Annotated in this window: 13 protein-coding genes; 5 read left to right on the forward strand and 8 right to left on the reverse strand. The window is 70.8% G+C overall.

Annotated elements, in window-relative coordinates; all coding sequences use genetic code 11:
* Positions 1–61: 61 nt before the first annotated feature.
* Both ABT130_RS01280 and ABT130_RS01285 read right to left on the reverse strand, forming a co-directional pair.
* The gene (locus ABT130_RS01280; RefSeq protein WP_350951847.1) at positions 62–2,977 is read right to left on the reverse strand and encodes a poly(A) polymerase; all 2,916 of its coding nucleotides are present in this window, start codon (positions 2,975–2,977) and stop codon (positions 62–64) included.
* A 2-nt stretch (positions 2,978–2,979) separates the two neighbouring features.
* Entirely contained in the window at positions 2,980–4,815 is a 1,836-nt protein-coding gene (locus ABT130_RS01285; protein WP_350951849.1) for an RNA ligase family protein, read from the reverse strand.
* A 265-nt stretch (positions 4,816–5,080) separates the two neighbouring features.
* Between ABT130_RS01285 and ygfZ the strand changes: the two genes are divergently transcribed.
* A complete protein-coding gene (ygfZ, locus tag ABT130_RS01290; RefSeq protein WP_350911196.1) occupies positions 5,081–6,064 on the forward strand; it encodes a CAF17-like 4Fe-4S cluster assembly/insertion protein YgfZ in 984 nt (327 codons plus the stop codon).
* A 125-nt stretch (positions 6,065–6,189) separates the two neighbouring features.
* Here ygfZ and dtd read toward each other — a convergent pair whose 3' ends face one another.
* Positions 6,190–6,615 (reverse strand): D-aminoacyl-tRNA deacylase, encoded by a 426-nt coding sequence (gene dtd / locus ABT130_RS01295; RefSeq protein WP_350911198.1) that lies wholly within the window; start codon positions 6,613–6,615, stop codon positions 6,190–6,192.
* A 58-nt stretch (positions 6,616–6,673) separates the two neighbouring features.
* Between dtd and ABT130_RS01300 the strand changes: the two genes are divergently transcribed.
* Positions 6,674–7,615 (forward strand): asparaginase, encoded by a 942-nt coding sequence (locus ABT130_RS01300; RefSeq protein ID WP_350951851.1) that lies wholly within the window; start codon positions 6,674–6,676, stop codon positions 7,613–7,615.
* 37 nt (positions 7,616–7,652) lie between these two features.
* On the opposite strand, the gene ABT130_RS01305 is transcribed toward ABT130_RS01300, so the two are convergent.
* Positions 7,653–9,320, reverse strand: coding sequence for a DUF2207 domain-containing protein (locus ABT130_RS01305; protein WP_350951852.1), 1,668 nt, complete (start codon positions 9,318–9,320; stop codon positions 7,653–7,655).
* Positions 9,321–9,454: 134 nt separating this feature from the next.
* Here ABT130_RS01305 and ABT130_RS01310 point away from each other — a divergent pair, with 134 nt between their 5' ends.
* The 3 genes from ABT130_RS01310 (at position 9,455) to ABT130_RS01320 (ending at position 12,033) form a co-directional block, all read left to right on the forward strand.
* On the forward strand, positions 9,455–10,483 hold the full coding sequence (locus tag ABT130_RS01310) for a neutral zinc metallopeptidase (protein ID WP_350951854.1): 1,029 nt from the start codon (positions 9,455–9,457) through the stop codon (positions 10,481–10,483).
* A gap of 249 nt (positions 10,484–10,732) precedes the next feature.
* A complete protein-coding gene (locus ABT130_RS01315) occupies positions 10,733–11,371 on the forward strand; it encodes an SGNH/GDSL hydrolase family protein (protein ID WP_350951856.1) in 639 nt (212 codons plus the stop codon).
* Between the two features lie 341 nt (positions 11,372–11,712).
* On the forward strand, positions 11,713–12,033 hold the full coding sequence (locus ABT130_RS01320) for a hypothetical protein (RefSeq protein WP_350951858.1): 321 nt from the start codon (positions 11,713–11,715) through the stop codon (positions 12,031–12,033).
* Between the two features lie 444 nt (positions 12,034–12,477).
* Here ABT130_RS01320 and ABT130_RS01325 read toward each other — a convergent pair whose 3' ends face one another.
* The 4 genes from ABT130_RS01325 to ABT130_RS01340 all read right to left on the reverse strand — a co-directional run bounded on the left by ABT130_RS01325 (position 12,478) and on the right by ABT130_RS01340 (position 21,783).
* Positions 12,478–14,118: an endo-1,4-beta-xylanase gene (locus ABT130_RS01325; RefSeq protein ID WP_350951860.1), complete on the reverse strand. Its 1,641-nt coding sequence runs from the start codon at positions 14,116–14,118 to the stop codon at positions 12,478–12,480.
* Between the two features lie 200 nt (positions 14,119–14,318).
* Positions 14,319–15,881 carry a cellulase family glycosylhydrolase gene (locus ABT130_RS01330; protein WP_350911212.1) on the reverse strand — a complete coding sequence of 521 codons (1,563 nt, stop codon included), beginning with the start codon at positions 15,879–15,881 and terminating at the stop codon, positions 14,319–14,321.
* Positions 15,882–15,996: 115 nt separating this feature from the next.
* Positions 15,997–18,501 carry a glycoside hydrolase family 9 protein gene (locus tag ABT130_RS01335; protein WP_350951862.1) on the reverse strand — a complete coding sequence of 835 codons (2,505 nt, stop codon included), beginning with the start codon at positions 18,499–18,501 and terminating at the stop codon, positions 15,997–15,999.
* Between the two features lie 342 nt (positions 18,502–18,843).
* Complete coding sequence (locus tag ABT130_RS01340) at positions 18,844–21,783, reverse strand: glycoside hydrolase family 48 protein (RefSeq protein ID WP_350911214.1); 2,940 nt, start codon at positions 21,781–21,783, stop codon at positions 18,844–18,846.
* Positions 21,784–21,879 lie beyond the last annotated feature (96 nt).

A 21,879-nucleotide genomic window follows, 5' to 3' on the forward strand; every position in this document is an offset into this window, starting at 1 on the left:
GACCGCGCCGGCGCCGCGGCGGAGGCACACCCGGCCGCGGGGAACCCGGATCGAGGCGTGATCAGTGGAGCGTCGGCACCTCGCCGCCCTCCGCCCACTCGACGCCGACTCCGCGCAGGCCCGCCGCCCACGGACCGGCCGTCTCGGCCAGCGCGGCCGCGTCCGGCGGCGTGCGGCCGAGCCCTATCGCGAACCGGGCCATTCCCGGCCCGGTCTCGAACGGCCGGGGCCAGGCGTGCGCGTCTCGTGCCCCCGCGCGTTCCAGGGAGGTGAGCAGCGCACGCACCCGGCCCCGGACGCGGCCCAGCGTCACGGCGAACCTCTCGGCCCGCTCGTCCCGCACGGTCACCACCGCCCACGCGGCGTGCCGCCGGTGCGACGGCGGCGCCGACAGCAACTCCTCCCGGGGGCTCCGGCCGGTCCGCGCCGCCTCCTCCACGATCTCCCAGGCGGTGTAGAGCTCCTGTGCCAGCAGATCCCGCCCGCCGGCGCCGACCTGTTCACTGCACAGGCGGACGGGGGCCGTGGGGGTCGTGACCGACACGGCCGCGCCGGACCCTCCGTCCGGCGGCCCGTCCGGCGGCCCGTCCGGTGCCTCCGGCCACAGGCCGACCGGCCGGCGCCAGTCCCATGCGGCCCAGGTACCGAAGAAGTGCCGGAGCAGGTCGCCGGGAGGAAGATCCCCGGATTCGCACACCGTCCGCGCCGCGAGGATGGTCCAGGCCAGGCCCGGCAACCCGCCGAACGGGGCCGAGTCCAGCCCGCGCGCCCTCGCCCATGCCTTCACCTCCCGGGCCAGCCCGGCGAAGGCGGCGCGGTGCGCGCCGACCGCGGCGAGCACGGCGTCGGCGTCGCTGACCGCGCTCAATGCGATCGCCGAGGCCTCGTCCAGCTCCGTACGGCGCGACACCGCCTCGGCGGGGGTGACGCCCGTGACCGCCACGACGGCCAGATCGACGTCCAGACCGTCGATCCGCAACCGGAGGCCGGGCACCCTGGCGCCGATCACACTCCGCAGCCCGATCGCCTCCGGCAGTGCCGCCCGCACCCGCGCCTCGACGTCCGCGGGGGCGACCGCCGCGGGCAGCGCCACCACCAGGTCCAGGTCCGCGTCGGCCAGGGCGCAGCCCAGGCGTCGCGACCCGGCGACGTGCACGACCCCCTCGGCCAGCGAGACCCGCAGCCGCGCCACGACCTCCCGTGCCACGGCGGCGCCGTCCTTTCCCGATCCCGGGGCGTCCCCGGAGGTGCGCGCCGGCTCCGGTGGGCCGTCGGGCGCGCGTGTCCCGTGGTCGAGCCAGCGCACCTCGCCCGTTCCGAGGGCGACGGTCGCCCGGGGCCGCATGGGCTCCTCACCCCGGCGTGACAGCAGGACCAGTTCGCCGACCCGCACCGACCCGCCGCCCAGCCGCGCCGCGCAGTCGGCGACGAGCCGTTCGGGATCCCGGACCCTTCCCAGGGTCAGGTGCGGGGTGTAGCCCGCGGAGCGGCCCCGGCAGCGGGGGAACCCGCGCTCCAGCGCGCCGCGCAGCGCGGCCCACGGTTCGGCTCCGCCCGCGGCCGGGTCGAGCCAGACCGTGGAGCCGTCCCGATGGGAGAAGGCGTGCACGCCCTCCAACCGGGCGGTGAACGGGGGGATCGAGGCCGCGGCGGCGGCCAGCAGGGGGGCCGCCTCCTCGAAGTCGGACTCCGGTACGAAACCGAACAGCACCGTGACGTGCGGTGGCCACCTGCGGATCTGCGGGTCGTGCTCCCGGCGGATCTCCTGGATCGCCGGCCAGAGCTCCCGCGGTGGGATCCAGACCAGCGCGGTCCGTGCCGTCGGGCGCGCGTCGAGGACGCCGGAGACGTCGGAGACCTCGTGCCCGCTCCCGCCGATGGCGACGTCGGCGGCGACGGCGTAGTGGTCCGATACGAACAGGCCGTCCGGCGCCGGAACGTCACCCCGTACGGCCGCGGTCGTGACGCGCAGGTCGTGGCCGCGCAGCAGGACCCGGTCGAGCCGGGAGGCGCGGCCGGAGAGTGAGGAGAGGGCCGCCAGCGGATTGGCCCGCGGATCGAAGGTGGCGGTCGCGTCATCGGGGCCGTGGGCCTCGGTCCAGGCGTCTCGCAGGCCCAGCACCTCGGCGGGCCGGCTCCCGCCGTCGTTGAGATCGCCCAGAAGGATCACATCCCCGTCCACGCCGAGCAGCACCTCGGCGAGCCGGGCGAGCTCGGCCTCGCGCCGGGCGGGGCCGTTGTCGGTGTGGTCGCTGGTCAGATGCGTGGCGGCCACCACGACCGGCCCGGCGGTGGACTCCACCGTGACGGCCGCGACGGCCTTGTGCGGGCCGAGGACGTGCAGGCCCGCCTCTCGAACGGGCAGGCGGGTCAGCAGGAGGAGCCCGGCGTCGTCGACGTCCTGGCCGGCCGGGTCGGTGCTCAGCGTGTAACCGGAGCGGATCCACGGGGTCCGCAGCAGCATGCCGAGCAGCTCGGCCTCGACCTCCTGCAGCGCGATGACGTCCGCGTCGGCCCGCTCCAGCTCCTCCAGCAGCAGCGGCCGGCGCCGCGCGGTGTCCAGCCGGTCGCTGTCGTAGCGGTCCCACAGGGTGTTCCAGGTCAGCACGCGCAGGTGTGCCGTCGCGGACGCGGCCCCGGCCGGTACGGGGGGCGCGGGGCGCCAGCCCGCGACCGGATCCCACGCGAACGGCGTCCTGGCCGCGAAGAACGGTGCCCGGAGCCTGCGCGGATCCCGTACCCGGCCGGCCTGCGACGAGTCGATGCGGTCCAGGCCCGCCGACCGGTCCCAGACCGTCTCGCCGTCGGCCTCGACGAACAGGATCCGGTGCCAGGGGATGTCGCCTCCCGGTACGAACGCGGGCAGTGGCACGCGCTTGGGCGAGGCCCCGCGCACGTTGATGCCCAGGACGAACCGCGCCGGGTCGAACCGCGGATCCCAGCGGATCCGGTGGAAGATCTCCTCACTCGTCCGCATGATCATTCCTCATCGCTGTCGAGGGCTCCGGCGACGTCGAGGACGTTTCCCTCCGGCCCGATGTACCACGTGCGGTGCGCCTCTCCCGGATAGGGCGGGGAGAAGCGGCGAAGCTGGGCGGAGAGCACCTCCGGCGGCACCGGGTGCGCACGGCCCACGTTACGCCGGGCCAGCACGTCGCCGGGGACCAGCATGACCGCCTGTGTCGTCAGCGCGTCGCGCCCGCGGGCCACGGTGTGCACCAGGGAGCGCTGGTGCCGGTTCAGGGCCGTGGCATCCCACACCACGGTTCCGCCGCCGGCCAGGAGCGCGTCGAGTCGGTGCAGGCCCTCGCGGAGGATCGCCGGGTTGGCCCGCTGGTCGGACCGGGACCCCCGGGCCTGGCGCAGGTCGTCGAGCGCGACGACGGCCCCGGCGTCCGGGAGGCCGCGGGCGAACGTGCTCTTCCCGCTGCCCGACGGGCCGACCATGACGACGAGCCGGGGAAACCGGCCGGACCGCCAGCGCCCGCTCACCGCCAGGCCCTCCTCGGCCGTGGCGATCCGGCCCAGCGCGTAGGATTCCCGCGTCTCGGCCCAGCACCGGTCCGCCACGTCGGGATCACATCCGTCGAGCGCCTGGCGCAGGCCCAGGCGCAGCGGCTCCAGCGGTGCCTCGCCGAGCAGCCCGGCCTCGTCGGCGTGCAGCTCGGACCAGCCGACCTGCTCGCGCGCGTCGGCGGCGTCACCGTCGGCGCGCCCGGTCAGGGCCGCGGCGGCGACCGCGTGCAGGACTCCCAGGTCGGCCGCGGCCGTCAGCCGTACCAGGCCGGTCCTGCGCTCCTCGTCGGGGAAAGGACGGTGCAGGCGGGTGCTCAGCTCGGCCAGGTCGGCGACCCGCCGGGCCAGAGGCATGCCGAGGGGAGCCACCAGGGCGGACGCCAGCCAGGCCCGGCGGGTGCCGCGGAACAGGGTGGCCAGGACGCCCGCCAGCCGGGCGTCCCCAGTGCGGCCGAGCAGGTCGAGCCTGGCGGAGACGTCGGCCACGGCCGCCTCGACGCGCTCGGCGGCGGCCGCCGGGATCACCGGCCCCGCCGGGTCACCGGTCGCCGTGGTCGGCCGTCGCGCCGTTTCCGGGGAGCCTGCCCCCGGCCCCGCCGGGTCATCGGCCGTCATCCCCGTCGCCGCGATGAGCGCCGGCACGTCCGGATCGGCTCCCGAACGCACCTCCCACAGCGCGGCGGCCGGTCCCAGGCCGTTCTCGACGACAGGCGCGAGCATCCAGTGCTCGGTCGTCCGGACATGCCGTGGGCGCACCCATTTGGCGATGTGGTGGGCGAACTCCTCCCGGTGGAATCCGGCGGCCGTTCGTACGACGTACCCTTCCCGCCGCGCCGTGTCCAGGCGCAGGGCCCGCAGCGCCCGCTCGTCGAAGGTGCCGCGCCACAGCACCGGCGGAACCGGAATCCCCAGCCGCCGGGTCAGGCGCACCGTCCTGTCCCAGTCGAGGCAGTGGTCACCGTCCCAGATGGAGAAGGCATAGAACCAGCTCTCCAGGTCCCGGTACTCGATCGAGTGCCGGGCGTAGAGGTTCTCGCCGCATATCCGCCGGCCCGGTGGGAGGAACCGGGCGATCCTGCCGTGCAGGGCCTTGACCCACGCACGGGACGGATGGTGCGCCGAATCCAGCGACCGGGCGTGCACCCCGTCGGGGTACACGGTGGTGTTCTCCCCGTCGAGCTTCTCGGTGACGACGACCTCCCGGCCGGCCAGCCCCGACAGGCCGTCGGCGCGTACGTCGTCCGAGGTGGCCCCAGGAGACCAGGGCAGGTGAGGGGTGCGGGGGTAGTGCACTCGCATGATCCGCTCCCGATGACGACGTCGCGCTCCGGCGACTGTAGGGGGAGAGGGAGGGGCGGATCCACAGGATAAAGGCGTGGCCCGCGCCCGGATCGTGACGAGCGGCGCGGGTCGGCCGCACCGCCGGGGGAGGCGCGCACCCGTTGATCCTCCGGAGGCGCTCCGCCCCTGAGCCGCCGCGATCCGCGGGCGCCTCCGGAACCCGTACCGGGAGCGTGGCGGAGTCGCCGCCGCCCTGCCTGGTGCGGCCTCGTAGGCTGTGTACATGCGAAGCCCTCTGCTGGACACTCCCGGCGCGGTCGCGGCCGACACCCCCGACGCCGATGTCGCCGGACACTACGGTGACCCGTTCGCCGAGCAGCGCGCGCTGCTCGCCGGAGAGGCGATGGTCGACCGGAGCAACCGCGAGGTCATCCGGATCTCCGGACCCGACCGTCTGAGCTGGCTCAACAGCCTCAGCTCGCAGAAACTCGACGACCTTGAACCTGGTCGGCCCACCGAGACGCTGCTGCTGGACGCCCAGGGCAGGGTGGAGCACCACCTCGTCCTCGTCGACGACGGTGCGGCCGTCTGGGCGCATGTCGAGCCGGGCACCGGCGCGGAGCTGGCCGCGTTCCTCGACAAGATGCGGTTCATGCTGAGGGTCGAGGTCACCGACGTGACGGATCGCTACGCCGTGGTCTCCGTGGCCGGACCGGCGCGGCCCGACCTGCCGGCGGGGGCCGTCGCCGTGGGGCGCGACATCCTGCTCCCCCGCGAGGAGCTGGCGGCGGGGCTCGGGCTGAGGCTCGCCGGGCTCTGGGCGTACGAGGCGCTGCGGATCGAGGAGCACCGCCCCCGGCTGGGTTTCGAGACCGACCACAAGACGATCCCGCACGAGGTGGGCTGGATCGGCACGGCCCTGCACCTCAGCAAGGGCTGTTACAAGGGCCAGGAGACCGTGGCCCGCGTCCACAACCTGGGTCACCCCCCGCGCCGCCTGGTCTTCCTGCACCTGGACGGCAGCGTCGACACCCTGCCGAAGCACGGTGCCCCCGTGACGTACGACGGCGCGGAGGTCGGCTCCGTCGGCAGTGCCGCGCGCCACCACGAGCTGGGCCCGATCGCGCTGGCCGTGGTCAAGCGGACGGTGCCGGTGGACGCCACGCTGGAGGCCGGCGGGGTGGCCGCGTCCCAGGAGGTCATCGTGCCGCCGGACGCCGGGCGCAACGTCCAGATCGACCCCGCCCTGCGCCGCCGCATCCGCTGACGGCACCGCTTCCGGTCCGGGATCGGGGTGGTCGGGCCACCTCTCCGGGCCACCTCTCGGGCGATCTCTTCGGGGCACCGAGCCCCGGAGAGATCGGCTTACCGGGAAAGTCCCGATCCCGGGGCTCAGACGTCCAGGATCAGGGTGATCGGGCCGTCGTTGGTCAGCCCGACCTTCATGTCGGCGCCGAAGACCCCCGTCTCCACGTGGGCGCCCAGCCCGCGCAGTTCGGCGCAGACCGTCTCGACCAGCGGTTCGGCGACCGGACCCGGCGCGGCGGCCTGCCAGGTGGGGCGGCGCCCCTTGCGGGTGTCGCCGTACAGGGTGAACTGGCTGACCACCAGCAGGGGCGCGCCGATGTCGGAGCAGGACTTCTCGCCGGAGAGGATCCGCAGGCCCCAGAGCTTGGCGGCGAGCCTGGCCGCCTGCTCGGGGGTGTCGGTATGGGTCACGCCGACCAGGACCAGCAGTCCCGGCTCGTCGATCGCCCCGACCGTCACGCCGTCCACCACCACTGACGCGGAACTCACCCGCTGCACGACCGCACGCATGCCTCCCATCATCCCGTGCCTCCCGACCTCCCTAGACTCTGGGCGAAAGGAGACAAAGGTGTCTGCTGAGTCATTGTTCGTCGAGGTCGTCCGCTCGGGGTTCGTGGAGTCCACCCATCGGGCGCGGATGCTCGCCGTCGCCGCCGACGGCTCCCTGGTGAGGGTGCACGGGGCGGTGGACGCGCCGGCCTCGCCGCGCTCGTCGATGAAGCCCCTACAGGCGCTCGCCATGGTCCGCGCCGGGCTCCTCCTGGAGGAGGAACTGCTCGCGCTGGCGTGCGCGAGCCATGCGGGTGAGCCGTTCCACGTGGACGGGGTACGCGAGATCCTGGCCGGGGCCGGGCTGGCCGAGAGCGCGCTGGGCTGCCCGGAGGACCTGCCCGAGCACGCCGCCTCCCGGGAGGAGGTGCTGCGCTCCGGAGGGGGCCGGGCCAGGGTCTACATGAACTGCTCGGGCAAGCACGCGGCGATGCTCGCCACCTGCGTGGTCAATGACTGGCCGGTGGAGACCTACCTCGACCAGGCCCATCCGCTGCAGCGGGCGATCCGCGCCGCGGTCGAGGAGCTGACCGGCGAGCGTGTCGCGGCCGGCGGGGTGGACGGCTGCGGCGCCCCGCTGTTCTTCGTCTCGATGCTGGGCGTGACCCGGGCGTTCCGCGCACTGGTCCTGGCCGAGCCGGGCACTCCGGAGCGCCGGATCGCGGATGCCTTCCGGGCCCACCCCGAATGGACGTCGGGCACCATCCGCCCCGAGGCTCGGCTGATGCGGGCGATTCCCGGGCTGATGGTCAAGGTCGGTGCGGAGGCGTTCGACGCCTTCGCCTTCGGCGACGGGCGTTCGGGGACCGTCAAGATCGAGGATGGTGGCCAGCGCGCCCGGGTTCCGGTCACCGTCGCGGCCCTGCGGGCGCTCGGCTTCGAGGGCCCCGAGCTCGACGAGCTGGCCACCGGGGTGCTGCTCGGCGGCGGGCGTCCGGTGGGGGAGATCCGCGTGCGGTAGTGATCAGCACAGGTCTCCCGGTGCCCCGCCGACGAGGTCAAAGGGAGCGGAACTGGCGGGTGGTGGAGATCGCGCCGGAGGTGGTCATGGTGAAGGTCCGCATCGAGTCGGCGAACCTGGACAGGTCCCACTCGGCCGGGCCGTGGTACCAGTACAGGTTGTCGGCCTGCTGACCGTTGCCGGTGACCGAGGAGACCACGCGGGCCCAGCGGTCGACGCTGTCGAAGATCACGGCGTAGGGCAGGTAGCGGGAGAACAGCTCCACCCGCTGGGCCGTCGGCACGTCATCGGTGATGTCACCGCCGGACAGGTACTCCTTGAACCCCAGGGTGTGGGCGAGCGCTCCCGCACCCTTGGCGGTCTTGGCCGGCATGTACTGGCCGCCCACCGCCAGGGCGGCACCGGCGATGATCAGGGCCAGGCCGAGCAGCCCGTACGTGGTGAGCCAGGCCAGCGCGAAGGTGGTGAGGACGCCGAGCACGGTGAGGAGCACGCCGAGGGTCGTCCAGCGGGTGCGGACGGTGTCGGGGCGGCGGGCGAACCAGCCCTGCTTGACCACGTCGCGGTAGAGCGCCTCGCGGACCTTGCCGAGCTTGGCGCCGAACGATCCCCGGAGTTCCGAGAGCAGCACCGTGTCGCGGCCGTCGAAGATGGCGTCGTAGAGCTCCAGCTCGTAGGCCATCAACGAGGAGACCTGGGCGGTGGGCAGCCGTACGAGCCTCCAGTCGGGTGTCTCGTACGTCTGCCGGGGCTGCTCGTCGATCCTGAGGTAGCCCCGGACGGCCAGGTCGACGATCGTGGCGGTCACGTCGATCACGTCGGCCTGCTCGTCCATGAGGGTGCCGATCTGACCGGGGCGGACGCCGTCCGGCGGGGCGAAGTGGCCGTTCTCGACGCCGCTGAGCGAGCCCGACTCGTGGCCGACCACGCGGGCGTCCCGGCCTCGTGTCCAGTAGAGGAGGGCGAGGCCGCCGAGCATCAGGAGGAGCAGGGCGGCCAGCGCGCCGCCGGTCACGGTGTTGAGGGTGAAGGCGTTGGACAGCTCGAAGCGGCGCGCCAGGATCGGCGCGCCCTTGGTGGCGGCGGCGGGGTAGCCGATGACCACGGTGAGCACCTCGCCGGCGCCCAGGCCCTGCTGCCCGAACTCGGCGGCGACGCCCGTGTGGCCCATGGACGCCTCGGTACAGGCGATCGCCGAGGTCAGGGGGCCGGCGAAGCACGACAGGTGCTGCAGCGCGGCCGGGCCGCTCACGGTGACCCTGGCCTGCTCGACCGGGACGGACCAGCCGCCCACGGCGTACCAGCGCAGTTCCTGGGCGTCGGTGAGCGGAGTGATGGTGCCCCTGACGTCGTACTCCAGGACGGCGCTGCCCGTGCCCTTCAGGGTGATGGTGCCGCCGGTCAGAGTGGCGTCGCCCTTCAGGTCGGTGACCTGGTAGAGCCGGTCGCTGCGATTGTCGTAGCGGGTCCGGTCGACGAGGTCGCGCGACGGTGCGTCGCCCTCGAAGGTGACCTCTTCCTTGACATGAAGCACCCCGTCCTGCCGGAGCTCCATCTGGACCGTCGTGCTCGTCACCTTGCCGTCCTGGGGGGCCTGGGGGGACGCGGAAACGGTCGCGAGGGCAGGGGAGGCGCTGACCAGCAACGCGAGGATGGCCGTCGCGGCCAGGCTTCCGGCTGCTCGGTGCGAGAAAGATGCCGCCATGGGTCGGGAGCCTATCGAGAAGCACCGAGCCGTGATGATCGGCCCCATATCCATTTCTTCACGCCCATAAACCCATATGTGTGTGTATCCGCTAGATTGCCGCCCGAAGATCCACTCTTTGGAGAGGCGGTCGCATGCGCCCACGAAGGTCGAACCCGCTGGCCTTTGGCGTTCTGGGTATTCTCGCCCTGGCGTTCGCCGGGGTCGTGGTGATCGCCGGCCTGGCCGGTGGCGAGGAGGCCGAGAGTCCGGCCGGTCCCGGGACGGCCCCGGTGGCGACCGGAAAGGCCGTCCCCACGCAGACCGGCGAGGTCGAGATCACTCCGCCGGCCTTCACCCCGCCGCGGAAGCTGAACCTCGGCTCGCTGGGGGACACCGAGATAGCGCCGGCCGCCGCGGAGCGGAGCATGGCCGTCGACCTCCGCTACATGCGCCGTTCCGACACCGCGGCCCGGCTCAAGCGCAACCCGCTGTACGGCACCGGCCTGATGCGCCCCACCTCCTGCCGCGCTCCTCGGCCCTCGACCGACCCCGGCGACATGCTCGCCTACCTCAACGCCGTCACCGGCTGTCTGGACCGGGCGTGGAGCGCGAAGTTCTCCCAGGCCGGAGCGGTCTTCCTGCGGCCGAGCAAGGTCTACTGGTCCCGTGCGGGACGCGGGCCCTGCGGGGTCTATCCCAACCCCGACGCCTCCGCCTACTACTGCCCGGCCAACCGGGGCATGTACATCGGCCTGAGTCATGTGATCCAGCAGAGCGGTCAGGTCGACCCCGCCCGAAACCATGTGCCCTACCTGACCGTGCTCGCCCACGAGTACGCCCACCACGTGCAGTCCATGGCGGGCATCGGCGGGGCCTGGTGGTGGGAGGTCTCCACCAGGCCCCGCGAGGCGCAGGACGCGCACTCCCGTCGCCACGAGCTTCAGGCGCAGTGTCTCGCCGGGGCCTTCGCCCGAACCGTGCGGGTCCCGCTGGGCATCACCGGCGCCCGCTGGCAGCAGGTGCTGCGGACGGACTACGGGCGCGGCGACGACCGGAACGGCAACCCCCGGCGCGACCACGGCAACGGCGAGCACTACGCCGCCTGGCTCCACCAGGGCTGGAAGTACGCCCGGATCGCCTACTGCAACACCTGGGTCGTCCCTCCCTCCCAGGTCAGCTGACCCGCTCCCGCCGAACGGGCAGGCCGCTCGGAAAGGCTTCCGGACCCCGTGACGCCATCGGGTCCGGCTTTTCCGCTTTCCGAGTCCGGCTACCGGTGGACATCTACAATCAGTCGGCAGTCCGACGTCCCCCGAGGTGGCATGCGCACGCCCGCACGTAGACGACCGTGGGCGTTCGCGGTCGCGCTTGTTGTAGCGATTTCCTGTCTTATTTCGGGATGTGTCCCTGAGGGGGGCACGGTCGTACCGGTGACGCTGGGTGCCGAACTCCCCGCCTCGGCCACCCCGTCCCCCCCGAGCCAGGCGCCACTCGTCATGATCATCGGTGACAGTTTCACGGTCGGGTCGGGGCCGGTACAGGGATGGGACGGCTACGCGGCACATGTCGCCCGGCAGCTGGGCTGGCAGCTGATCACCGCGGGCGCCGCGGGAACGGGCTTCGTCAACCCGGGCAAGGTGGGCCGGACCTTCCAGCAGTCCTTCGTCAAGGAGCTCTCCTGGCGTCCGGAGCCCGACCTGCTGATCATCTCCGGCGGGCGTAACGACCGCCGGATCGGGGCCGCCAGGATCGAGGGAGCGGTGGTCCGCCTGCTGGAGCTGGTCAGGCGGCAGTGGCCGCACACCAGGATCGTGCTGGTCGGCCCGATCTGGATGACGAGGGCTCCCCGATGGGCCTACCGGGTGAGGGAGGCCGTCTCGACCGCGGCCGACCGGCTGGAGGTGCCCTTCCTTGACCCGTTCGAACCGCTCGGCCCGCACGGCCGGGGCTGGGGCAGAGGGGCGGTGCTGCCCGACGGTGTCCATCCCACCCTCGTGGGCCATCTGCGCCTCGCCCGCTGGATGGTCACCAGGCTGCACGAGTACGGCATCGATGCCCGTCCCCTCTGACGCGTACCGCCCGCTGCCCTGGCCGGCGGTGCGAAGAGCGGTCCGTCCGTTCCCGGTGGCGGGACCGGGAGCCGCGGGTTCGGTGGCTCGCCCGGTCCTCGTGGATTGCGGCTCCTCAGGGTGCATAAAGGACATTCCATCCCAAAGCGACTCATAATAGTTTAATGTCCGCCATAACTAGACAAGAATAGTGTAAAAGCCTTGAATCGTTGTTTGTGGGCAGACATGGCAGGAAACTATGACAATCAGGGATGGCTCATATCTGGTCATCTCAGGCGATTTTCGGCAGATCTAGGAAATGTCGGAAATTGGGGTAACTGAACCTTTCGAGGGGAAACACAATGCCCAAGTCCAAGAGTGTTATCGCAGGGCTCGCGATCAGTGCAGCGCTGACCGGTGGGGCTGTCGGTATGGGTGCGGCGACCACCGCCACGAGCGCCGGCGCGACCACCACCACGGTCACCGCCGCGGCCTTCCCGACCTGGGGCGGCGGCTGCGGGCGCGGCTGCGGCTGCCGCGGCGGCGGCTGCGGCGGCTGGGGACGCGGCCACCGCGGCCACAGCCGGGTCAGGGTGATCATCAACAACCACAACAACAACGTCAACCGGCTGAGCAACAGGAGCGGTGGTTCCGGCTTCCGTGGCTTCGACGATGAGGACTAGGCCTTCCGGCCGTCCAGCCGTGGCCGCGCTCTGATCGGGGTGCGATGCGGGGCCGGGGCATCCGGGATGTCGAAGACATCCGAGATGTGAGGCCACTCGCGGCCGGATCCGCGATTTCGTGCGGCTCCGGAAGCGTCGCCAAGAGATAGGGATCCGGTATTCACCGGGACCGTGTTTTTCCACAGAGAAACGCCGCCCCGAACCGAGGGCACGGAAACCCGGAAAGAATCTCTTCGGGATCCTGACTCTCAACACAGTGCGAGTTGTTGTTTCTCACAGGATTACCGGCGGCGGCGCCGCGGTTTTCGAACCGCGGTGTCGCCGCCTCGCGCTGTCCGGCTTCCTTCGCGTCATCATCGATCTTGAGATGGGAAACCCCGTGACGCGGTGTGAACCGGCCACGGGGCCCGTGAGGCCGACGCTGGACCGCCGGTCCGCGTACGGCTAGGAGATGGTGGGGGTGGGTGGGGTGCCGCTTCCGCTCCAGCTGCCGATGAAGCCGAAGGTGGTGGAGCCGCCGGCGGGGATGGAGCCGTTCCAGGCGGCGTTGGTGAAGGTGAAGGCCGGGGGAGCGGCGGACAGGGTGGAGCTCCAGGACTGGGTGATGTTCACGCCCGAGGGGTAGGTCAGGACCGTCTTCCAGCTGGTGACGGCGGAGGGGCAGCTCACGGTGACCTCACCCTGGAAACCGCCCTGCCAGGAGTTGACCGTCTTGTAGGTGGCGGTGCAGGGGCCGCCGGGCTGCCCGGCGAGGGTGGTGAAGGTCACCGCCGCGGAGGCGGTCGAGGTGTTACCCGCCGCGTCACGGGCGACGACGGTGACGCTGTAGGCGGTCTGCGGGCTGAGGCCGGTCAGCGTGATGGAGTTGGTGGCCGACGAGCCGAGCCTGGTGCTTCCCTGGTAGACGTCGTAGCCGGTCACCGCGCGGTTGTCGGTGGAGGCGGTCCAGTTGAGGGTCGCTCCCGAGGAGGTGATGGCCGAGGCGACCGGAGTGCCCGGCCTGGTCGGGGCCTCGGTGTCCGGGGTGGTGGTGCCACCGGCCAGCGCGTCGTGCACCGCCGTGTAGGAGGGCTTCTTGGCGTAGTTCGCGTCGTAGATCAGGGCCGCGCCCTCGCTGGGGAAGGTGTCGGGGACCCAGGAGTACTTGTCGGTGAAGCCCCAGAGCGTGATGCCCGCGCACTGGGTCACCGCCAGGCAGGCGTTGACGACGTCGCGGTAGTAGGTGGCCTGCTGGGCGTCCTTGGCCGCGTCGCGGGGCATCTGGATCCGGACGTCGATCTCGGTGAACCTGACCTGGACGCCGAGGTCGGCGAAGCGCTGGAGGTTCTGCTGGACCTGGCCGGGGAAGCCGTACTGGGTGGCCAGGTGCCCCTGGAACCCGACGCAGTCGACCGGCACATTCTGCGCCCGCAGCGTCCGCACCAGGTTGTACATCGCGGTGCTCTTGGCGTTGACGCCCTCGACGTTGTAGTCGTTGATGCAGAGCCTGGCGTCAGGGGCGGCGGCTCGGGCGGCCCGGAAGGCATCGGCGATGTAGGTGTCGCCGAGCTTCTGGTACCAGAACGAGTTGCGCATGTTGCCGTTGTCGTCGAAGACCTCGTTCACGACGTCCCAGGAGACGACCGTGGGGTTGGCGGCGTAGCGGCCGGCGACCTTGGCGATGTGGTTCTGCATCGCGGAGCGCATGTCGGTGGCGCTGAGATTCTGCACCCAGCTCGGCGTCTGGCTGTGCCAGACCAGCGTGTGCCCGTGCACCTGCTGGTTGTTCTGCGTGGCGAAGTTGACGACGGCGTCCGCTCCGGTCCAGTTGAACTGGTTCTGGCTGGGTTCGGTGGTGTCCCACTTCATGACGTTCTCGGCGGTGATCTGGTTGAACTCGGTCGCCGCGATGTTGCGGTAGGAGGTCTCGTTCGCCAGCGGGGAGGTGGCGACCGCGGCGCCGATGAACTTGCCGCGCGCGGCGGCGTGTTCGCGCAGGGAGGCGGAGGCGTGGGCCGGGGTGGCGGGCAGGACGGCGACGGCCGCCGTGACGAGCGGGAGCAGGGCGATCGCCCCTGCCGAGATCGCTTTGCGGAGGCTGGACATGGGGGGTCCTCTCTGAGGGCCGGGAAGATCCGGCCTAGTGATTAGAAAATTTGCGAGAAGATACCGAAACTTTCGGAAACGGTCCGGGGAGAGGGGGCACGGCAGGTGAGCCGTACCCCCTTGCCCCGGCCGCACCGGGTTCTCGTACGGGAGGGTCGCTCGCGCGGGAGAACTCCGTGCGGGTGGGGACTGCGGGTGGGCTAGGAGATGGTGGGGGTGGGTGGGGTGCCGCTTCCGCTCCAGCTGCCGATGAAGCCGAAGGTGGTGGAGCCGCCGGCGGGGATGGAGCCGTTCCAGGCGGCGTTGGTGAAGGTGAAGGCCGGGGGAGCGGCGGACAGGGTGGAGCTCCAGGACTGGGTGATGTTCACGCCCGAGGGGTAGGTGAGAACGGTCTTCCAGCCGGTGACGGCGGCGGTGCACTTGACGGTGACCTCACCCTGGAAACCGCCCTGCCAGGAGTTGACCGTCTTGTAGGTGGCGGTGCAGCCGCTCGGCGGGGCCGAGGTGGTGGTGAAGGTGGTGGTGTTGGAAGCGGGAGAGGTGTTCCCGGCCGCGTCCCTGGCCACCACGTGGACGGTGTAGGAGGTCTGCGCGCTGAGCCCGGTCAGGGTGATCGAGTTCGTCGCCGAGGAGCCGAGCCTGGTGGTGCCCTGGTAGACGTCGTAGCCGGTGACGGCGCGGTTGTCCGTCGAGGCGGTCCAGGTCAGCGTGGCGCCGCTCCCGGTGATCGCGGAGGCGGTGGGCGTGCCCGGCTTGGTCGGCGCCTCGGTGTCGGGGGTGGTGCTCCCACCGTAGATCTTGGCCTCGACGGAGGTCTGCGCGATGCCGTTCGCGCCGTTGAAGAGCCGCTGGCCCCAGCTGGTGAGGCTGGCGGCGTTGAAGTTGGTCACCTGGTCGAGGTACTCGACGCCGCCGCCGTTGCCGCTCCACGACCAGCCGAGGTAGCCGATGCCCCTGGCCTGGGCCTGGGCCATGATCGTGTCCTCGTCGGGGTTGCCGTCCGAGTGGTCGAAGCCGAACTCGCCGACGACCAGGGGCAGCCCGGCGGTCTGGAAGCTCTGCATGTAGCCGGTGACCTCGGCGGCCGTGTCGAACACGCCGTACATGTGGATGGAGAAGACGGTGTTGCGCTGCGAGTCGGCGGCGAAGACGGTGGCCGCGTTGTCGCGCATGGTGAAGCTCCAGTCCTGGCCCCAGTTGGGCGCGTCGACCATGATCAGGTGCTGGAAGCCGTTGCTCCGCAGCCGGGAGATCGCGGACGAGGTGGCCTGGGTCCAGCCGGGGGTGGTCGCGTTGTTGCCGAAGGGCTCGTTGCCGATGTTGAGGACCACGTAGTCCTCCTGGCCGACGATCGCGCTCTTGACGCTGATCCAGTAGTCCACGGCCTGGTCGAGGGTGTAGGCGCCGCTCTGCTCGCCGTACCCGGTGGTGTCGTGGTTCTCCAGCACGCAGATGAGCTTGTTCTGCTTGCAGAGCGAGACCACGTTCGCCACGTCGGAGACGCCGTTGGCGGTCCACCGGCCGCCGCTGAGCACCACCCGGACCGTGTTCGCGCCGAGCGACTTGATACCCGCGAACGAGGCGGTCTGGGACGGGTACCAGGTGTGCGCGTGGCTGGTACCCCGCATGACGAACGTGTTGCCGTTCGACTCAACGATCTTCGTGCCGCTCACCCGGAGACCGACGGCGGCGTGGGCGGGTGGGATCGAGACGAAGAACGAGAGCAGGAGCGCCGCGAGCAGCGCCAGGCTTCTGAAACGCATGACCTACCTCGGTTGGGGAGTGCCCGGCCGGGCGGAGGGGTCGTCGCGCCCGGCCGGGGCAGGGGGGCGCCGGCTGAGCGGACCGGGGCGCCTGGACATTGGAGGGACGAAGGTGTCAGCTCGCGGTGCAGGTCACTGGAGTGGGGATGCCGCCCGCGCCGCTCTGGCTCGCGGTGAAGCCGAAGGACGCCGACGCGTTCGGGGCGAGGTTGCCGTTCCAGGCCACGTTCCTGACCGACACGTCCGCCCCGGTCTGGGTGAGCGTGCCGTTCCAGAGCTGGCTGATCGTCTGGCCGTTGGGGAACTTCCAGGTCACGGTCCAGCCGGAGATCGCCGAGGCGCCCTCGTTCTTGACGGTGACCTCGCCCTGGAAGGCGCCCTGCCAGCTGTTGCCCACCGTGTAGGTGGCGGTGCAGCCGCCCGCCGGGGCCTGGGTCGTGGTGAACGCGGTGCTCTCGGACGCCTCGGAGGAGTTGCCCGCCGCGTCCCTGGCCACCACGGACACGGTGTACGCCGTCGCCGGGGTCAGGCCGGTGAGGGTGTACGAGGCGGCCGCGGAGGTGGCGACCTTCGTCGTGCCCCGGTAGACGTCGTAGCCGCTGACGCCCACGTTGTCCGTCGACGCGGTCCAGGTCAGCGTGGCGCCGCTCCCGGTGATCGCGGAGACGGCGGGCTTGCCGGGCCGGGACGGGGCGACGAGGTCCTCCTGCGGCGGCGGCTCGTCACCGGGGGGAGTGCCCCAGATCTTCGTCGTGCCGGAGTAGAGCGTCATGTTCTGCACCCGGACCGGGGTCGCGCCGGGGGTGGTGGCGACGCCCACGTACGACCAGTCGTTGGACGGGTCCCACGTGCCGGTGCTCGCGAGGCGGAACTGCACCTCGCGCCGGTGCTGCGACTGGCCTGCGGGGGAGATGGAGGTGCCGGAGCAGTCGATGGTGACGTAGTAGGTCTTACCGGACAGCAAGGTCGGCCCGGTCGGAGCCTTGCACTGGTTGTAGGCCGACGACACGGTGATCTGGTTCGCTGTCGTGGTGCCGTCGAGGGTGAAGTAGTAACGGAACGAGCCGTTGGTCAGTGGGCGCGCGGGCCAGGCCGACTGGTTCCTGACGATGGCCTTGATCTCGGTGAACGTCGAGCCCGAGGCGTTCACCCCGGCCTCCAGAAAGATCTCCGGCCCGTCGGGGGTCTCGGCGACCGGGAAGTTCGCGGCGGGGGCTCCGCCGTACTCCCGGTAGAGCCGGGCCAGGGCACTGGTGAAGCCGGCGTTGTAGTCGGTGGCGACCTCGTTCATCACGTAGTCGTCGCGCTTGTCGGTGTACTTGTCGTCGGGGTCGGGCGGGCCGCCGACGAGGGCGCCGTACAGGGTGTGGCGGGTCTCGACCGGGTTGGTCATCTGGTCGGTCCACGAGCCGTGCGCGGTGCGGTGGTGCGGGTTCTTCGGCGGGTTCGCGCCGAACCCGATCATGTACGAGGAGTTGCGCGGGTTGTCGCCGAGTGCGTAGTTGATCTGCCTGACCGCGAAGTCGTGATATCTCGCCTTACGCGTCGCGTCGGTGATCGAGTCCGAGTGGACCAGGGCCGCGAACGAGGTGTTGGCCGCGTAGCGCAGCGATCCCCACCGGTCGAGCACCGCCTGGCCGCCCGGTGAGTACTTCACCCGCTGGCCGTTGACCCCGACGGTCCAGTAGTCGAGCCAGCGGTTGGCGTCGTCGAGGTACCTCTGCTTGCCGGTCAGCTTGCTCAGCAGCACGTAGGTGCCGTACGACTTGTCGTCCCAGGCGATCGTCCACTTGTAGGACTTCGTGGTGGACTGCGGCTCGGTGCCGAGGTTGTCGTAGTACGACTCCGCCTTGGCCAGGTAGGAGGCGTCCTGGGTGGCCCGGTGCAGCCAGATCGCGCCCCAGACCAGCTCGTCGTTGTAGCCGCTCCACGACTGGTAGTAGCCCGACGCGTCGGTGATGCAGTCGCTGTACTTCTTCCGCACGGTGTCGGCGAAGGTGTAGAGCTGCTTGGCGTGCGTCACCAGCGTGTCGGCATAAGTCGGATTTGTCGGACGGAAGACGATGGATGACGCCGCCATCGCCGCCGCCGTCTCCCCGGCCAGATCCGCTCCGCCGCAGGAGGCGTCGATCTTGTAAGCGGGCCGCTCCATCTGCATCGCCTCGGCGGGACCCCACCAGGCGTGGTCCTTGCCGCCGTTGCCGACCTGCCCGTACAGCACGTTCGCCGACGGGTGGGCCTTGATGAAGTAGTCGTTGACGAACTTGAGGTTGTTCAGCAGGTGGGTGAGCTGCCCTGAGGAGACGTACGCGTCGCGGTACTCCACCGCGCCCCAGGCCAGCATCGTCGCGCTGGCCGCCATCGGCAGGCCGAACTTGACGTGGTCGCCCGCGTCGTACCAGCCGCCTGTCAGGTCGAGCCCGACGTCCTGGCCGTCGGTGAGCCCGGAGTCGCCGCGCCAGCCGACGCGGTTCCAGCTCGGCAGCTTCCCCGACTGCTGGGCCTCGTAGAACCAGATGGACTTCTGCAGCGCCTCGCCGTAGCTGAACTGCGGCGCCGCGGCGGCAGACGCCGCGGGCACCGGCACGGTCGTCAGGCCGGACAACGTGAGAACCGCCATGGCGAGAACCGCCAGGGTTTTCTTCGTGACTCCTCCGCTCCTCGAAGGAAGCGGCTTCTCGCCTTCCCCGGTCGGGGTAGGCGACGGGCAAGCCCTGCCCGGCTCGAACAGAGAAAGACCAACGCGGGAGCGATTTCCCCGCCGGACGAATCCGGTAGTCCCCTCACTGGATTTCATAAGGTGCCTCTCGGAGGTGGTGCTCGGGGCGTGACAGCAGGTCAGGGGTGCCGTCACGCCCCGAGGTCTCGGGGGAGGTGGATCCCGGTTCCCGGTCCGGCTCAGACGGGAGCCGGACCGGGAACCGGGGTCAAGGTCGGAATCGGGATCGGGGAAGGTGCCGGATCAGGGGAAGAGCCGGCCGTACTCGGCCAGGGCGACGGCGACGTCCACCTGTGCCCAGAACCGGTGGTAGTTGAAGGACGGGGCGGGCCCGGTGCCCTTCAGGAAGGCGTCCACCTTCGGCCAGTCCGGGTCGTTCTTGTAGAAGGACCGGATGGACAGGAAGGTCGAGCTGGAGTTGATCACGTCGCCGTTGGGCATCTTGCCGCTCCAGCCCGCGGGGACGTAGACCGGGTCGTTGAGGCGCCGGTAGTCGGCCTTGGTCTCGGGGACCGAGACACCCTTGGCGTCCTGGTTGTTCTTCCACATGCCGTCGAGCAGGCCCTTGGCGACGTTCTTGGCGGTGGCGTTGCCGGACTTGGCCGCGTAGTACATCAGCACCTTGGCGTAGGAACCCGCCACGCCCACGTCCGTCGTGTAGTCCCTGATGCTCACGTGCAGCCCGCTGTTGCTGCCGGGGTTGTTCGCGTTCCAGGTGTCGGGCTGGCCGGTCCACACCAGGGTCGAGGGGATCTGGTAGGTCCCGTCGGCGTTGACGGTGGTGTTGTCGGTGGCCCACTTGACCCACTTGTCGAGGATCAGCTTGGCGTCGGCGTTGCCGGTCGCGTAGTAGAGCTCCGCGACCCGCTCCATCGTCCAGGCCTGGAAGCCGAACCACTGGTTGGACGGCGGGTCGTGGTAGACCGGCTGCCAGTCATAGGCCATGCCGTAGAAGGTGGGCAGTGTCGACGGCGGGGCCGCGTAGTGACCCTGCCAGCTGTTGGTGGCGCCACCGGCGATCGCGCCCTCGCTCGACTGGAGCCAGCGGTAGAACTCAAGCTGCCGCTTGGCGCTGATGGTCCAGTCCGCGACGGCGGTCGTGCCCTTGGGCTTGAGCACGTCCACGCTGGACAGTGCCCAGGCGGCCATCGGGTTCTGGTAGCCGGAGTGGTTGTGGCTGGAGCCGATCCGCCAGGCCCAGCCGGCGGAGCTGTCGTTGGCGCCGCCCCAGGCGTAGTACCAGCTCAGCAGGTAGGAGGCACTGTCCTTGCCGGTGCCCGCCGCACACGAGGTGCTGGTGCAGCCCTGCTTCTTGAAGTACTTGTCGTACATCGCGTAGCGCAGGTAGTCACCCATCTTCGCGGCCTTGGCGACCGTGGCCGAGACCTGCGACGCCTTGTTCTGCTCGGTGGCCCAGGTGTGCGCCCAGTAGGCCACCTGGACGGCGCGGGCGTCCGCGTCGGGGGCGTTGGTGTACTTCCACTGCTTGGCGTAGCTGCTGTCCCCGGTGAACAGGTCCAGGAAGCCGTTCGGGCCGCCGTGCTTGAAGGTGTCGCAGGACGGCTGCGGAATGGTCTCGAAGACCGACTCCTCGGGGCCGCGCTGGTAGGTGTTGATGTAGGCGGGCCTGGTGGTGCCGTCCCCGCAGCGGCCGAAGCCGTAGGTGTTGTCCACGTCCAGCAGCCAGTGCATGCCGTAGACGTCGCTGGTGCCGTAGGCGGTCTTCAGCTCGTTCGCGATCGGGTCGACGCCGACGCTCACGCCGTTGTCCAGCTTGGAGGGGTACTGCTTGATGTCGTCCCACTCGCCGGCGTACGTGGCGGGCTTGGACGGGTTGTAGAAGGAGTTGGTCGGCTGGTCGGCGGTGGCCGGGATGATGTACTTCTCCATCGAGGCCCAGGCGGCGTTGAACCTGCTCCAGTCGCCGGTCACCTTGCCGTAGGCCGCCTCCAGCCACAGGTAGTAGCTGTAGGCCTCGGAGGTGGTCTCGTGCCCGTGGTCCGGTGCCTCGACCATGAAGGTCTCGACGGAGTGGTAGGGCACGCCCTCCGGCGAGAAGTAGCCGTTCGCCGGGTCCTTGAGCTTGTTGTACATCGCGACGAAGCGCTTGATGTACTCGTTGTCGCCACCGCTGACGTCGTTGTCCACCTCGGTGGCGGTCACCTTGGCCGAGGTGTGACCGGGGGCGGTCGAGGTGAACTCCGCACTGCCGGAGGTCTGGTCGGCGTCCTCGGCGGCGGCGATCCGCACCGTCTGGGCCGTGTTCCAGTTGGCGGTGGTGAAGGTCAGCGACGCGCCGGAGGAGACGGTCAGGTCGGTGTCACCGCTCGTCCTGGCGGTCGTCACGGTGACGTTCGAGGTCGGGGCCTTGGAGAGCTTGACCGAGAAGTCGGCGGTGCCGCCCTCGGGGACGGCGATGGTGGACGGGGTGGCGAGCACCGCGGCGGCGGAGTCGGCGGTGACGGTGATCCCCACCGGGGTGGAGGTGGTGACCGCCCCCGCGTTGTCGGTCGCCCGCGCGGTGAGCGAGTAGCTTCCGGCGGCGACGTTCGTCCAGTTGAAGGCGTACGGCGCGGTGGTGTCGGTGCTCAGCACCGTGCTGCCGTTGAGGAACTCGACCTTGGAGACGGTGCCGTCGCTGTCGGCCGCGTCGGCGGTGATCGGGACCGTCGCGGGCGCGGCGAAGGTGGCCCCGGCCGCCGGAGCGGTGATCTTCACCGTGGGCGGCTGGTTGACGGGGGTGGTCCCGCCACAGGCCACGCCGTTGACCGTGAAGGAGGTCGGCTTGGGGTTGGTACCGGACCAGCTGCCGTTGAAGCCGATGCTGGTCGAGGCACCGGTGGCCAGGTTGCCGTTCCAGTCCAGGTTCTTGGCGGTGACGGCCTGGCCGCTCTGCGCCCAGGTGGCGCTCCAGCCCTGGGTGACCTTCTGGGTGGTCGTCGGGAAGCTGAACCCGAGGGTCCAGCCGGTCAGCGGGTCACCGAGGTTCTTGACGGTCAGGTTGGCGGTGAAGCCGCCCTGCCAGTCGTTGGTCGTGTAGGTCACGTCACAGGCGACGGCGGCGAGCGCGGGCGAGGCTGCCAGCGCGGTGGTCGTCCCGGCCGCCAGGCTGAGCAGCGCCAGCGCGGCGACTCGTCTCCGGAAGCGTGGGAGCGCTCCCGCTTTGATGGGATATCGATGCATGAAGTGGGCCTCCGGGGGTGAGATCAGCACGAATTTGCTGGTAGTGGCCTCGCGCAGGATCAAGCAAGGGAGAGAGGGGGTGGGAGCGCTCCCATA

The sequence above is a fragment of the Streptosporangium sp. NPDC001681 genome, assembly GCF_040298085.1.
Lineage (GTDB): Bacteria > Actinomycetota > Actinomycetes > Streptosporangiales > Streptosporangiaceae > Streptosporangium.